This is a genomic window from Polaromonas sp. JS666, assembly GCF_000013865.1.
In the GTDB taxonomy this organism is placed as follows: domain Bacteria; phylum Pseudomonadota; class Gammaproteobacteria; order Burkholderiales; family Burkholderiaceae_C; genus Polaromonas.
Genome location: NC_007948.1, coordinates 1,236,420 through 1,249,753 on the forward strand (window position 1 = coordinate 1,236,420; position 13,334 = coordinate 1,249,753).

Sequence of the window (13,334 nt, forward strand, 5' to 3'; positions counted from 1 at the left end):
CCGGGCGGGACGAGACGGAGCAGGGCAGCAAAATGATCACGGGACCCCGTCCCCGGGCATGGCCTGGACAAAGGCAAGCTCGTCGCTGGCGAGCGGTTCGGCAACCGCGCGCAGGCGCTCCAGCACGGCGGTGTCTGCCTCGGACGGGTCCCCCCGGCGGCCCAGCAGGCGCGCGCGCAGCACCGGCAGCGCCGCCTTGCAATCGATGATGGCGAAGGGCACGCTGAGCGAACGCGCCAGCGCCAGGGCCTGGGCCCGTTCCGCACGGCGCAGGAACGCCGCATCGAGGATCACTGGGTAGCCTGCCTGCAGCGCGGTGCGCGCCGTCTCGAACAGATGTTTGTAAGTGCGCGCGGTGGCGTCGGCGTCGTACAGGTTCAGTCCCTGCGCGCGCGAATCATCGAGCATGCCGAGCCCGAACAGGCGCTTGCGCTCTACGTCCGAGCGCAGCCGGATCGCTCCCTGCTGCTCCAGCAACTGCTGTGATGCGAAGGTTTTCCCGGAACCCGGCAGGCCATGGGTGATGAATAGCCGCACGTCACCCGGCCGTGTCCAGCCAACGGCCGCCTGCAGGTAGCGTTGCGCCTCGGTGCTGTTGGCCCGGCGCAGGTGTTCCACCTGCGCCCGCACCAGCGCGCGATAGACGAGCGAAAACCGCAGCGCGGGCAGGCCGCCATGGTCGCCGGTGCGGTCGAGCCAGCCGTTAAGCAGGCGAAAGGCGAGGTCGCGGCGGCCGCGGGCGTCGAGGTCCATCACGGCGAAGGTTACGTCGTCGAGCACATCAACCCAGCGCAGTGCCGGGTCAAACTCGATGCAGTCAAAGGCCACCACGCCGCCATCGTGCGTGACCACATTGGCCAGATGCAGGTCGCCATGGCATTCGCGTACGCGGCCCTCCGCCTTGCGGGAGGTCCACAAGGCTGTCAGCGCGTCAGCTCCGGCTTCGAGCCAGGCCCGGAGCGCGGCGAACACGTCCTCGCTCGCCAGCGGCCGCACGCCTTCGAGTGCCGCCAGCGCGCTGGCGCGCCGCCGTTCGGGGCTGGCGAAATCGCTCGTTGCGTCAACCCGCGGCGCACCCGCATGAAACCCGGCGAGCAGGGTGGCCAGCCGATCGATGTCGTCGGCACGCAGCGTGTCCGAGGCGAGCTGCTCGCTGAACAGTGCACCCGGCGCGAAGCGCCGCATGCGCACCGCGTACTCCAGCACGGGCCCGGAGCCGTCCAGGACGGGCGCCCCGGGCGCGCCGGTGATACGCGTGACCCCCAGGTACAGCGACGGCGCCAGCCGCTGGTTCAGCCGCACTTCCTCTTCACAGAAATGACGCCGCGCCGCCAGGTCGCCGTAATCCACAAAGGCCAGCCGCACCGGTTTCTTGATCTTGTAGGCGGTGTCGCCGGCCAGCAGCACCCATGAGATGTGGGTTTCGATCAGCTCCGCCTGCAATGCCCTGGACAGGCTGTTGACCAGCGCGGCAGCTTCTCCCATGGGCCTGCCGCCCTCAGGCGGGGTGCCGTCAGCTTCCAGACCGGGCGCGGCGTTCACGGGAAGCTCTCTCGCAGCGTGCGACGGGGAAGAAAATGCAAATACACCGCGGTGCTCAACAAGGCGGCAAAGAAGCACCAGACCGAAATGAACCAGGTGGTGTAGAAGCCATAGGCGACAGCAAAGGACAGCAGTGACAGGGCGCCGAAGACCTTCGCTTTCGGATGCGTGGACAGCATCAGGCTGAGCGTGGTGGACACCAGGTACAGCGTTGATGCGGTAGCCAGAAAGTGCGGCGGCGAGACGTACTGGATGTGTTGCCCCGTCAGCCGCGAGCTCACCGGGTAGTCGACCAGGTGGTACAGCAGGAAGGCGCCCACCGCGACCCCTATGCCCACCAGCGCGAGCAGCGCCCGCCGGCGCGGCCCGGGGGGTTCGATCAACAGCACGGCGACCGGGACATAGATGGGCCACAACACATGGGACATGAAGGAATACACCTGTGTCATGGCCTCATTGAGCCAGGGTATGGCGGGCTCGAAGGTCAGCCAGAGGATGCCCTCGCTCAACTGCTGGACGGCGAACAGCAGCGGGATGGCGGCGAAGGCCAGTTCGCGCGGATGGCGCGGCTGCTTCAGGGTCAGCGTGCCGACCCCGAGAAGGTAGGTGCCCACTGCGAAGCTGGCTGTGGCGGAAAAGCACATTCAGCCTGCTCCTGCTGCAAGGCCGGTGCGCTGGCGTGGGCATGCCCTGTCACGCAGCGTCCTGGCATGGACTGCGGCACTGTCCGGAATGAAGGGAAGGGCATTGCGCATTGTCATGTTGCTCCCTTCGGGTGGTGATGGGCGTTCGTCGCATACAACAGCATAGGAGTCTGCCGGTCCCTTCCATTGATGCAGGTCAACTGGCAAGCCGTACACACTTGTACACCCTTTTCGCCAGGCTGCGAAGTGGGCGACGCCGCCGGGGGAGTGCATGCGCGGGCAAGAGGACACATGACTGCGTGACCTGACGCGGGCTTGAGATATCTCAAGTGCACGCGTCCTTCCGGGATACAGAATTCACCCGTCCGCCCGGATGGCCGGCGGCGGGCACTCTCCTGGACCGGCCTGTAAGGAACCCACTATGTACCACCGAATCCTCGTTCCCCTCGATGGCAGTGCTACGGCTGAGCGCGGCCTGCGCGAAGCCATCGGCCTGGCCGCCGAGCAAAAAGCACGGCTGTCCCTGCTGCACGTGGCGGACAATTTTCCGATGCTTGTGGAGATGTCGTCCGTGACCAGCTCCCAGGAAATGCTGAACGACCTTCGCCGGTACGGAGAAGACGTGCTCGCCAAAGCCAAGCGTGCTGCCGCCGATGCCGGTGTGCAGGCCGACACCCTGCTGCGCGAGGTGACGCAGGGGCGCATTGCCGATGTGATCATCGATGAAACCAAAAAGGCCGGTTGCGGCCTGATCGTGATGGGCACCCATGGCCGTCGCGGCTTCAGCCGCCTGACCCTGGGCAGCGAGGCCGAACGGGTGGTGCGCAGCAGCACGGTGCCCGTGTTGCTGGTGCGGCTGGACGAGCCGAAGTCGTGAGCCGGCGTCTCACAGGTTACATACCGGTCACACATACGCGCTACAGTGCTCCCTGGATACTGACAATTTGCGGCCGCTATTGCGGCGCGGCCTCTGCACGCAGCCTTCGCCAGCCGGAGTAATGGGCCTGTGCGGGGATCGTCTGGTCGCCTCGCCCCGGGTTGGTGCTTGATCTGGCTCAACGGGTCAACGGGTATTGGCTTGACGCCGCTACGCTAATATCGTCATGCGAAGGAGTGGCATATGGAAACAACGCGACGCATCGCCGTGGTGACCGGCGGAACCGGCGGTCTCGGTGAGGCGATCTGCAGGCGCCTGGCCGACGATGGCTTCACCGTCGTGGCGCTGCACTCGGCGGGGAACAAGCAGGTGGACGACTGGCTGGTTGCGCAACAGGCGCTGGGCTACCATTTTGCAACCGCCGCGGTCGACGTCACGCGCTTCGCCTCCTGTGCCGCCGCGGTGGAGGCCATACGCCAACAGCATGGTCCCGTGTCGGTGCTGGTCAACAACGCCGGCATCACCCGCGACGCGAGCTTTCGCAAGATGTCTGAGGAAGCGTGGGACACGGTGCTGCGTACCAACCTCGACTCGATGTTCAACATGACCAAGCAGGTCATTGAAGACATGCTCCTGCTCGGATGGGGCCGTATTGTGAATATCTCGTCTGTCAATGGCCAACGCGGCGCTTTTGGTCAAGCCAACTATGCGGCGTCCAAAGCCGGAATCCATGGGTTCACGAAGTCGCTGGCCCTGGAGTTTGCCAGCAAAAACATCACCGTCAATACCGTCTCGCCGGGCTACCTGAAAACCCGCATGGTCGAGAAGGTGCCGCCGCAGGTGCTGCAGGAGAAAATATTGCCGGAGATTCCCGCCGGACGGCTTGGTGACCCGGTCGAGGTCGCGGAACTGGTGGCGTATCTGGTGTCGCAGCGCGCGGCCTTCACCACGGGCGCCAATTTGTCGATCAACGGTGGCCAGCACATGTACTGACTGTGCCGATCTTCCCTGATGAGGTTGTACGCGATGCTGCACCGCCGTCGCGGGGTGCGGGCAAAGCGGTTTCCCCTGCGGGTTTTCAAATGCGCCAAATACGCACCCGTTCTGTCGCGGGCGCCGGCTAGTGCAGTGTTGCACGAGGCCATCGCACGGTTTTTCCCCACGTGCAGCAGACCATCCGTCACGGATGGTCTGCTGCTGTGGACAGGGCCCACAGCGTCGGCAGGGGGCAGCCCTTACTGCACGGTCAGTTTCTTGGACGCCGCAGTGGTTTTTTTTGGTAGTTCCAGCGTCAGTACGCCGTCGGCATACTTTGCCACGGCCTTGGCATCGTCCACGTCCTGAGACAGGCTGAAGGTGCGCGACACGCTGCCGTAGTAGCGCTCGCTGCGCAGCACCTTGTCATCGCTGCCCCTGGTTTCCTTTTCCTGCTTGACCTCGGCGTCGATCTGCACGATGTTGCCGTCGATGCGCACATTGATATCTTCTTTCTTGACGCCGGGCAAGTCTGCCTTGACCACGTAGGCGTCTTTTTTCTCCGAGACGTCCAGGCGCATCTGGATGGCCTGGGGGTTGATGTCCAGCGGGACCGGCGAGAAGAAGCGGCGCAAGGCCGACTCGAAGGTGTCGCTGATGCCGGGTTCGAATACACGCAGATGAGTTGTCATGATGGTCCTCTTGGTTGTGGTTGAAAAAACGCGACTGAAAATTTTTCCTGAGACACGGAGACGGGCCAGGCCCAATACGGTTCAGTCAAGTTATTCACCCTGAATCGGAATGATCAAAACCTTGACTTGTCATTGCGGGCCTGACCCGCAATCCATGGATCCCGGATCAAGTACGGGATGACAAACCAGGGGCAAGGGCTTAACTGAACCGTATTGGGGCTAGTACTCCGACCCAGAAATATCGAAACATGAAAGCGTGCCTTCGAACCCATGCCGTCGTTGCAAATCCTCGCCATAGCACGGCTATGTCTGCGATTTGCGCCTAGGCCTGGGCCCGAATCCATCGCTTTCATTGCGTTCCGATACCTCTGTGTCGAAGTACTAGGCACCGACCTCCAGCTTGTCGATCACGCGCGAAACGCCACGGGCGGCGAAGGCGGCACCTATGGCGGCGTCATGCTCCGCCAGCGAGTGCACCTTGCCCTTGATCGTGACGACGCCGCCTTCGACCTCGATGTCGAGGTGCCGGGCCTCGCGCGTTGCCTGCCGTGTGAGCGCCGCGGTGATCCCCGCGCCGATGTCCCTGGGACTTGCACGGGGCTTGATATGAATATGGCTGGTCAGACCACGTACACCGACCAGCGGACGGATGCACTGCTCGGCGCTGGCGAGCTGGTAGCCCCAGTCAACCTCGCCGGTCAGGGTCACCCAGCCGTCTTCGACCTCGACCTTCACCCGCTCGTCGGGAACCAGCGAACTCCAGCGCAGTGCTGACGACGCGGCCTGCGCGATTTCGGAGTCGCTTCGCTGATGCTCGGCAGACAGTTTGACGTCCAGCTCGAGGGCAATGCCGCGGACTCCCGAGACGCGGCGCACCGCGCGCTCCACGGCACGCTTTTCAGCAAAGGTGTCGAGGTGGCCCGTGAGTGTCACCACGCCATCCCTGGCAATGACCCCGATGCCTATGGGGTTGATGGCCGCGTCCCAGGCGAGTTCCGCCGTGACGTCGGCCTTGAGCTGTGCATCTGTTTTCATGTTCGTACTCCTTGAATCGTGGTCAATCGTGGGACGCAGGATGTGGTTACTGGCCGCTGCGAATTGCGGGCTCAATTCACTCTATGCCGTTGGCTTTTTCTGTCTTTGACATTTCGCAAATCGGCACACTGCACCTGACCTGTCGAGATAAGTGTTTGATCTGCTTCAACGGCATGAGTGCCCAGCCGCGGGGTGACGCCTGTGGCGATGGCCAGGACCGCAAAAAAATACAGTGATGTGTCCAGCGGTGTGTTTGATACGGACCGTGGGCGGACCCGGCGCGACAGGCGCCCAGCTCAGGGAATGAGCACCGCGGCCCCGTTCACCGCCCCGGCGCGCAGCGCCTGCACCGCAGCATTGGCGTCGCGCAGTGCGAAGGTCTGCACATGGGTTTGCAGCGGCAAATCCTCCAGCAGCCGGAAGAAGGCCTCACCGTCGGCGCGCGTGAGGTTGGCGACCGACTTGAGTACCCGTTCGCCCCAGAGCAGCCGGTAGTCGAAGGCGGGGATGGTACTCATGTGGATGCCGGCGCAGACCACGGTCCCGCCCTTGCGTGTGGCGGCCAGGGCCGCCGGCACCAGTTCGCCCGCAGGCGCGAAGATGAGTGCCGCGTCCAGCGATGCCGGTGCGGCGTCCGGGGAACCGCCGGCCCACACGGCGCCCAGGCTGCGGGCAAAATCCTGGCCGGCCTGATCGCCGGCGCGGGTGAAGGCGAACACTTCCTGCTCCCGGGCCACGGCGATCTGGCAGATGATGTGAGCCGCAGCGCCGAAGCCGTACAGGCCCAGGCGGCGCGGCATGTCTGCGCCGGCCAGGCACCAGGCGCGAAAACCGATCAGGCCGGCGCACAGCAAGGGCGCTGCATGGGCGTCGTCGTAGCGCGCCGGCAGGGCCAGGCAGAAACGCTCGTTGGCGGCAGCGTACTCGGCGAAACCGCCGTCGCGGTCATAGCCGGTGAACACCGGAACGTCGCAGAGGTTTTCGCGGTCCATGGCGCAGAAGGCGCAGCGGCCGCAGGCGCCGCCCAGCCAGGGGATGCCGACACGCTGCCCGACGGTGAACCGCCCGGCCCTGGCGCCCAGGGCGACCACCTGCCCGACCACCTCATGCCCCGGAACCACCTGGGGCCGCCGCGGCGGCAGTTCGCCGTCGATGATGTGCAGGTCGGTGCGGCAGACCCCGCAAGCGAGCACGCGCACCAGCAGGTCGTGCTCGCCGGTGGGCGGCAGCGGTTTGTGGGCCGCCAGCAGTCGCCGTCCGGCGGGGTCGGCGGTCATCGCGAACATCGAGGTCGGCAACATGCCACCATGGTACGCAATCCACCCCGGCATGGGTGGGTTTGGCAGGCTTGTCCTTGACCTGGCGCAAGCCGAAAATACGGTGCAGGTGGAATGATGTGCAATATGTGCAATATGTGCAACATGTGCATGCGGCTGTAGCATGTGGTGACCATCGCCACCGAAAGGGGGTTTTCATGGCGCTTTCCAATCCGCGTCCCGAGGGGCAGCACGCACTGCCTCCCATGGACGTTCCCCTCAAGCTCTGGCTGGCCCGGCAGGCACACGGCATCTCGCCGGCGTCGCTTACCCTGGCCTATACCGACTGGCTCAGCCACCTGCTGGTTTCTCCGTCGAAGCAGGCCGAGCTGGGCGCCAGCGCCCTGCGCAAGTGGCTGCTGTGGCTGCAGTACGCGCCGCAGCCCTGGCAACAGGATCGCCCCGTGAGCGTGGAGTCCCCGTCGCAGGACAAGCGCTTTTCGCGGCCCGAGTGGCAGGCGCCGCCGTTCAACGTTCTGGCGCAGGCCTTTTTGCAGCAGCAGCAGTGGTGGGCCGAGGCCATGACTGGCGTTCGGGGTGTGTCCCGGCACCATGAGGAGGTGGCAGCCTTCATCACCCGCCAGTGGCTGGACATGCTGTCGCCTTCCAATTTCATCGCCACCAATCCCCAGGTCCTGAAGGAGACGCTGGCCAATGGCGGCGTCAACCTTGCCACCGGGCTGGCCAACTGGTCGCGCGATGCGGTCGCCGTCCTCACCGATGGCAAGCCGCGCGGCGTCGAGGCCTTCGCGCCCGGACAGGGCGTGGCGCTGACGCCGGGCAAGGTGGTGTTCAGAAACCACCTGATCGAGCTGATCCAGTACGAGCCCGTCACGGCCGAGGTGGACACCGAGCCCGTGCTCATTGTCCCGTCATGGATCATGAAGTACTACATCCTCGACCTGACGCCCGACGATTCGCTGGTCAAATACATGGTGGCGCAGGGGCACACCGTCTTCATGATTTCATGGCGGAACCCCGACAGCGGTGATCGGGACCTTGGCATGGATGACTACCTGGAGCTGGGGGTGATGGCGGCCCTGCAGGCTGTGCGCTCAGTGCGGCCACGTGCGCGTATCCACGCGATGGGCTACTGCCTGGGCGGAACACTGCTGGCCATCGCGGCAGCGGCCCTGGCCGGCAGCAGCCCCAACCTGCTGAAGACGGTGACGCTGCTGGCGGCGCAGGCCGATTTCCACGAGCCTGGCGAGCTGGGGCTGTTCATCGACGAGAGCCAGATCGCGTTTGTCGAAGACCTGATGGCCGAGTGGGGTTACCTCGACGAGCGGCAGATGGCGGGTGCCTTCGCGCTGATCAACTCCAAGGACCTGGTCTGGTCCAAGCTGGTCCATGAATACCTGATGGGGGCGCACACGCCCATGACGGCGCTGCGGGCCTGGAATGCCGATGCAACGCGCCTGCCCGCCCGCATGCACAGCGAGTACCTGCGCAGCCTGTACCTGCACAACGACCTGGCCGCGGGCCGCTACCGCGCTGCCGGCCAGGTGGTGAGGCTGTCCCACATCGAGCTGCCGCTCTTTGTGGTCGCGACCGAGAGCGACCATGTCTCGCCCTGGCACTCGGTGTACAAGATTCACCGCCTGACCTCCAGCCCGGTCAGCTTTGTGCTGAGTTCCGGTGGCCACAACGTGGGCATCGTCAATCCACCCGCAGGGCCTGCCGCCCATCCGCAGGCCAGCTACCGCATCGCCTCCCATGCGCCGGGCAAGGCGCCTGCCCATCCCGGGGACTGGCTCGACACGGCGGCGCGGCGTGAGGGGTCATGGTGGCCGGGCTGGCATGACTGGCTGAACAAGCACTCATCGGGCAAGGTCAAACCACCCCGCGTCAACGCGGTTATGTTCGAGGGCGCTCCGCTGGCAGCGCCCGGCCGCTACGTGCACCTCGACTGACAGGCGCGACCGCCCGGGAGAGCGGTCGGAGGCCGCGGGGCGGCAGCTTAATGCGTCGTCGGCCGGCTTCCCGCGCCATCCAGGGAGGCGGAAAGACTGGCTTGCCAGGCTTCAATCGCCGGCTTGAAGCTGTCGCCGGCGCTGGAGCCCAGCAGGTGGCTGGCGCAGCCCATCATTTCCAGCTGGGTCTTCATCATGGCTGTCGCGATCTGCTGCCAGTAGTGGGCCGCCTCCTGCATATCGAAACGCAGCAGGTCCGACTCAATGGTGAGCAGCTCGGCAGGCCCGTGCGGGTCGCGCAGCCTTTGTGCAGCCGACTCGTGGTGGACCGCGGCCTGGTGCGCGGCCTGTTGCTGGACTTTGCGGATGGCTTCGGAACCGCGGAACATGGCGCTCGCGCTGTCAGCCATCAGCGCGAACTGCAGGCGACCGAGGTTGGCGAGCAGGTTCCAGGGGGCGAAATCGGCAGCGGTCGCCTCGTGGGGCGGCGCACGCTGAGTGGTTTTGGTACTCATGGTTTCCTTTCGTTTTCAGGGTGGGTGGAGGGATCAGCGCCGCAGCGCCGGCTGCCGTTCATGCTCATGAATGGCCTGGCAGGCGGTGCAGTAGGGGGTGGCCGGCAGGGCCGCAAGGCGTCGCAGATCGATGGCCTCGCCGCAGTCCAGGCAATGGCCGTAGCCCGGGGATTTGCCGTTGGTGGCGTCGTCCAGCCGGCGAAGCGCGGCCAGCACCTGCTCGAGTTCATGGGCGGCATGGTCCACCTTTGCGTCGGCGACCGTCGCCAGTGACTGTTCCGTTGCCACGTCCTTGAAATCCGTAACATCGTGTGACTCGGATTCGGCAGCTTCGTCTGACAGGCTGCCGGCGGCGCGCAGGACCGCGCGCAACTCGGCCTCGCGCTGGGTGAGAAGCAGACGAAAACGCGGTGCCTGGCTGCTGTCGTAGGTTTCCATGGAGCATCCTTGTTGAGGGTGTCGTCCATTTTGTGGCGCGCCAGCGCCGCAATCGTTGATCTAGAGCAAATGCGGACGCTGCCCGGGCGCTAATCTGGTCTGGTCAGACGGGATGGCCCGCCTGCGTGCAAGGAATCCCATGAGCGTACGTCATCTTGAAGCCCTGTTCCAACCTGCGTCGGTGGCCGTGATTGGCGCCTCCGACCGCGAGGGCAGCCTGGGGTCGGTGGTGCTGCGCAATCTCAAGCTCGGCGGCTTCAAGGGGCCGGTCTGGCCGGTCAACCACCGGCATGCGAGCGTGGATGGCGGCCCGGCCTGGCCCGATGTCGAGTCGCTGCCGCAGGCGCCCGACCTGGCCGTGGTCTGCACGCCGGCGCACACGGTGCCGGCATTGATCGCCGACCTGGGCCGCAAGGGTACGCGCGCTGCCATCGTGCTCACCGCAGGGCTGAAGCAGCCGGCCGCAGAGGGTGGCTCCGCCGGTGGGCTCTCAGGTGGCCTCTCGCTGGAGCAAGCCATGCTGGACGCTGCGCGGCCACACCTGCTGCGCATCCTGGGGCCCAACTGCATTGGCGCGCTGGTGCCGGGTGTCGGCCTGAATGCCAGCTTTGCGCCCGGCAATGCCCAGCCGGGCCGGCTCGCATTTGTGACCCAGTCCGGCGCGCTGGCCACCGCCATGCTGGACTGGGCCAACAGCCGCGGCGTCGGTTTTTCGCATTTCATCTCGCTGGGCGACAGCGCCGATGTGGATTTTGGCGACGTGATCGACTACCTGGCCAGCGACGGCGGGACCCGGGCCATCCTGATGTACGCGGAATCCATCAAGGCGGCGCGAAAGTTCATGTCGGCCGCGCGTGCGGCCTCGCGCAACAAGCCGGTGATCGTGGTCAAGGCCGGGCGCGCACCCGATGGTGCCCGGGCGGCCGCCTCGCACACCGGAGCCCTCGCCGGCTCCGATGCCGTGTTCGACGCCGCCATCCGGCGGGCCGGCATGTTGCGGGTCGACACGCTGGAGTCGCTCTTCGATGCCGCCGAAACGCTGGCCCATGCGCGGCCCTGGCGCGGCGAGCGGCTGGCCATTCTCACCAACGGCGGCGGTGCCGGGGTGCTGGCAGCCGATGCGCTGCAGCTGGGGGGCGGCAGCCTGGCGCCACTGGATGAGCCGACGCTGGCCGCTCTTGATCAATGCCTGCCCGGAACCTGGTCGCACGGCAACCCCATCGACATCATTGGCGATGCCCCGGTCAGCCGTTACCAGGACGCCTTGCGCGTACTGCTGGCTGCGCCGGACGTCGATGCCGTGCTGTTCATGCATGCGCCGACGGCCATTGTTGCGTCCAGCGAGATCGCGCTGGCCTGCCTGCCGATGATGCAGGCTTCGGCCAAGCCGGTACTGACCTGCTGGCTGGGCGGTGCCGCCGTGGCGGCTGCGCGCCAGTCCTCCGCGGGGGCGGGCATCGCCTCCTACAGCACGCCTGAACGCGCCGCCGACGCATGGCTGCAGCTGCTCGGCCATGCGCGAAACCAGCAAGCCCTGCAACAGCTCCCGGCCGCCACGCTGGACGACTTCACGCCGGACCGGGCGCAAGCCGGTTTGCTGCTTGAACAGGCGCTGCATGAGGGCCGCGAGTGGCTCGACGGGGCGCCGGCCCAGGCGCTGCTGCGGGCCTACGGCATCCCCGGCGTTGAAGCCGTGCAGGCCCGCGACGTGGAGGAGGCGGTTGCCGCCGCCAGCCGGATCGGCTACCCGGTGGTCCTGAAGATTGTGTCGCCGCAGGTCATCCACAAATCCGATGTCGGTGGTGTGGTGCTGGGTCTGGCTTCCGCCGAAGCCGTCAGGGCCGCGGCCGTGAAGATGTCCGGGCAGGTGACGCGCCTGCTGCCGCAGGCGGTGGTGCTGGGCTTCACCGTGCAGGCCATGGTGCAACGCCCCGGCGCCCATGAGCTGATCGTGGGCATCGCCACCGACGCCGTGTTTGGTCCGGTCCTGCTGCTGGGCGAGGGCGGTACGGCCGTCGAGCTGCGCAAGGACCATGCGGTGGCCCTGCCGCCGCTCAACACCAGCCTGGCCCGTGACCTGGTCACGCGGAGCCGGCTGGCGCCGCTGCTGGCCGGTTATCGCGGCCGTCCGGCGGCGGACGAGCAGGCGCTGCTGACCACCCTGCTGCGGGTGTCGCAGATGGCCTGCGACCTGCCCTGGCTGGCGGAACTCGACATCAACCCGCTGCTGGTCGATGAGCGCGGCGTGCTGGCGCTGGATGCGCGGGTCAGGCTGCGGCCGGTGCCGGCGGGCGAGGGCAGCCGGCTTGCCATCCGCCCCTATCCGTCGGCTCTCGAGGAGCGCGTCCAGTTGGCGGGGGGCGAGCTGCTGCTGCGCCCGATCCGTCCCGAAGACGGCCAACGCCTGATGGCCTTTTATGCCGGCGCATCGCCCGCCGACATGCGCCTGCGATTTTTCATGGCGCGGCGCGAGGTGCCGCATTCCGAACTGGCGCGCTACAGCCAGATCGACTACGACCGCGAGATGACTTTCATCGCGCTGGCGCCCCAGGCGTCCGGTGATCGCGTCGGTGATCAAGCGATGGTGGCGGAAGCGCGGGCCGTGTGCGACCCGGACAACCTGCGGGCGGAGTTCGCCATCCAGGTGACGTCCGGCTGGCAGGGCAAGGGCCTGGGCCGCCTGCTGCTGGACAAGCTGACCGCCTACCTGCGCGAGCGCGGCACGACCGAAGTCGTGGGGCAGTGCCTGCTGGAGAACACCGGCATGGCCGCGCTGGCACGGCAGGCTGGCTTCGAGGTCTCAACCGATCCGTCCCGGGACACCATGACGATGCGCCTGCCGCTGCGCTGAAACCTTTTCAACTCAGGAGCCACCATGTCCACCTACCATCAAATCCTCGTGCCGGTCGACGGCAGCCCCACCTCGCAAAAGGCACTCGATGAAGCCATCAGGCTGGCCCAGCTGACCGGTGCCCGGCTGCGGCTGGTCCATGTGGTGGACGAACTCAGCTATGTCAACGGCTTCGAGCCGGCGATGAACTACCTCAATGAAATTATTCCGCTGATGCGGGAGGCGGGCGAAAAATTGCTGGCGCATGAGCGGCAAAAGGCCCTGGACAAGGGCGTGGAGGTCGACTCCGTGCTGATTGTGGAAGGCCCTGGCCGAATTTGCGACCATGTGGCGGAGCAGGCCAGGCATGTCAAGGCGGACCTGATCGTGGTCGGCTCCCACGGACGCCGCGGCATCGGCCGGGTGCTGCTGGGCAGCGATGCCGAGCAGATCGTGCGGCACGCGCCGGTACCGGTGCTGGTGGTGCGCGGCGGCGAGGCTGCTGCCTGATGGCCTGATGGCCTGATGGCCTGATTGCTTGATTGCTTGATGTTTCC

At 66.2% G+C, this 13,334-nt stretch carries 12 protein-coding genes; 5 read left to right on the top strand and 7 right to left on the bottom strand.

All coding sequences use genetic code 11. The features are described 5' to 3' along the window. Positions 1 to 36 precede the first annotated feature (36 nt). Both BPRO_RS05905 and BPRO_RS05910 read right to left on the bottom strand, forming a co-directional pair. Positions 37 to 1,542 carry an AAA family ATPase gene (locus BPRO_RS05905; RefSeq protein WP_232291499.1) on the bottom strand — a complete coding sequence of 502 codons (1,506 nt, stop codon included), beginning with the start codon at positions 1,540 to 1,542 and terminating at the stop codon, positions 37 to 39. Beyond that, complete coding sequence (locus BPRO_RS05910; RefSeq protein ID WP_011482148.1) at positions 1,539 to 2,186, bottom strand: DUF6629 family protein; 648 nt, start codon at positions 2,184 to 2,186, stop codon at positions 1,539 to 1,541. The genes BPRO_RS05905 and BPRO_RS05910 overlap by 4 nt, the downstream gene beginning before the upstream one ends. A gap of 421 nt (positions 2,187 to 2,607) precedes the next feature. Here BPRO_RS05910 and BPRO_RS05915 point away from each other — a divergent pair, with 421 nt between their 5' ends. Together BPRO_RS05915 and phbB are read left to right on the top strand one after the other, a co-directional pair. After that, on the top strand, positions 2,608 to 3,063 hold the full coding sequence (locus BPRO_RS05915; RefSeq protein ID WP_011482149.1) for a universal stress protein: 456 nt from the start codon (positions 2,608 to 2,610) through the stop codon (positions 3,061 to 3,063). A 243-nt stretch (positions 3,064 to 3,306) separates the two neighbouring features. Then, on the top strand, positions 3,307 to 4,056 hold the full coding sequence (phbB, locus tag BPRO_RS05920) for an acetoacetyl-CoA reductase (RefSeq protein ID WP_011482150.1): 750 nt from the start codon (positions 3,307 to 3,309) through the stop codon (positions 4,054 to 4,056). Positions 4,057 to 4,298: 242 nt separating this feature from the next. Here the strand turns inward: phbB and BPRO_RS05925 are convergent, their stop codons facing one another. From BPRO_RS05925 to BPRO_RS05935, 3 genes are all read right to left on the bottom strand, one after another. Continuing rightward, positions 4,299 to 4,730 carry an Hsp20/alpha crystallin family protein gene (locus BPRO_RS05925; RefSeq protein WP_011482151.1) on the bottom strand — a complete coding sequence of 144 codons (432 nt, stop codon included), beginning with the start codon at positions 4,728 to 4,730 and terminating at the stop codon, positions 4,299 to 4,301. 381 nt (positions 4,731 to 5,111) lie between these two features. Continuing rightward, on the bottom strand, positions 5,112 to 5,765 hold the full coding sequence (locus tag BPRO_RS05930) for a BON domain-containing protein (RefSeq protein ID WP_011482152.1): 654 nt from the start codon (positions 5,763 to 5,765) through the stop codon (positions 5,112 to 5,114). A 296-nt stretch (positions 5,766 to 6,061) separates the two neighbouring features. Continuing rightward, positions 6,062 to 7,051, bottom strand: a complete 990-nt coding sequence (locus BPRO_RS05935; RefSeq protein ID WP_011482153.1) for a zinc-dependent alcohol dehydrogenase family protein — start codon at positions 7,049 to 7,051, stop codon at positions 6,062 to 6,064. Between the two features lie 188 nt (positions 7,052 to 7,239). On the opposite strand from BPRO_RS05935, the gene BPRO_RS05940 reads away from it, so the two are divergent. Next, positions 7,240 to 8,994 (top strand): PHA/PHB synthase family protein, encoded by a 1,755-nt coding sequence (locus BPRO_RS05940; protein WP_011482154.1) that lies wholly within the window; start codon positions 7,240 to 7,242, stop codon positions 8,992 to 8,994. A gap of 47 nt (positions 8,995 to 9,041) precedes the next feature. On the opposite strand, the gene BPRO_RS05945 is transcribed toward BPRO_RS05940, so the two are convergent. Together BPRO_RS05945 and BPRO_RS27915 are read right to left on the bottom strand one after the other, a co-directional pair. Continuing rightward, positions 9,042 to 9,509 carry a phasin family protein gene (locus BPRO_RS05945; protein WP_011482155.1) on the bottom strand — a complete coding sequence of 156 codons (468 nt, stop codon included), beginning with the start codon at positions 9,507 to 9,509 and terminating at the stop codon, positions 9,042 to 9,044. Positions 9,510 to 9,542: 33 nt separating this feature from the next. Further along, the gene (locus BPRO_RS27915; RefSeq protein ID WP_011482156.1) at positions 9,543 to 9,947 is read right to left on the bottom strand and encodes a TraR/DksA family transcriptional regulator; all 405 of its coding nucleotides are present in this window, start codon (positions 9,945 to 9,947) and stop codon (positions 9,543 to 9,545) included. Positions 9,948 to 10,086: 139 nt separating this feature from the next. Between BPRO_RS27915 and BPRO_RS05955 the strand changes: the two genes are divergently transcribed. Beyond that, a complete protein-coding gene (locus tag BPRO_RS05955) occupies positions 10,087 to 12,798 on the top strand; it encodes a bifunctional acetate--CoA ligase family protein/GNAT family N-acetyltransferase (RefSeq protein ID WP_011482157.1) in 2,712 nt (903 codons plus the stop codon). Positions 12,799 to 12,822: 24 nt separating this feature from the next. Next, a complete protein-coding gene (locus BPRO_RS05960) occupies positions 12,823 to 13,287 on the top strand; it encodes a universal stress protein (protein WP_011482158.1) in 465 nt (154 codons plus the stop codon). The last annotated feature ends 47 nt before the right edge of the window (positions 13,288 to 13,334 follow it).

What these genes read in the sequence shown, in the direction of transcription:
- phbB (WP_011482150.1), top strand. Translation starts at nt 3,307, where the DNA reads ATGGAAACAACGCGACGCATCGCCGTGGTGACCGGCGGAACCGGCGGT.
- BPRO_RS05955 (WP_011482157.1), top strand. Translation starts at nt 10,087, where the DNA reads ATGAGCGTACGTCATCTTGAAGCCCTGTTCCAACCTGCGTCGGTGGCC.
- BPRO_RS05915 (WP_011482149.1), top strand. Translation starts at nt 2,608, where the DNA reads ATGTACCACCGAATCCTCGTTCCCCTCGATGGCAGTGCTACGGCTGAG.
- BPRO_RS27915 (WP_011482156.1), bottom strand. Translation starts at nt 9,947, where the DNA reads ATGGAAACCTACGACAGCAGCCAGGCACCGCGTTTTCGTCTGCTTCTC.
- BPRO_RS05930 (WP_011482152.1), bottom strand. Translation starts at nt 5,765, where the DNA reads ATGAAAACAGATGCACAGCTCAAGGCCGACGTCACGGCGGAACTCGCC.
- BPRO_RS05945 (WP_011482155.1), bottom strand. Translation starts at nt 9,509, where the DNA reads ATGAGTACCAAAACCACTCAGCGTGCGCCGCCCCACGAGGCGACCGCT.
- BPRO_RS05910 (WP_011482148.1), bottom strand. Translation starts at nt 2,186, where the DNA reads ATGTGCTTTTCCGCCACAGCCAGCTTCGCAGTGGGCACCTACCTTCTC.
- BPRO_RS05925 (WP_011482151.1), bottom strand. Translation starts at nt 4,730, where the DNA reads ATGACAACTCATCTGCGTGTATTCGAACCCGGCATCAGCGACACCTTC.
- BPRO_RS05940 (WP_011482154.1), top strand. Translation starts at nt 7,240, where the DNA reads ATGGCGCTTTCCAATCCGCGTCCCGAGGGGCAGCACGCACTGCCTCCC.
- BPRO_RS05960 (WP_011482158.1), top strand. Translation starts at nt 12,823, where the DNA reads ATGTCCACCTACCATCAAATCCTCGTGCCGGTCGACGGCAGCCCCACC.
- BPRO_RS05935 (WP_011482153.1), bottom strand. Translation starts at nt 7,051, where the DNA reads ATGTTCGCGATGACCGCCGACCCCGCCGGACGGCGACTGCTGGCGGCC.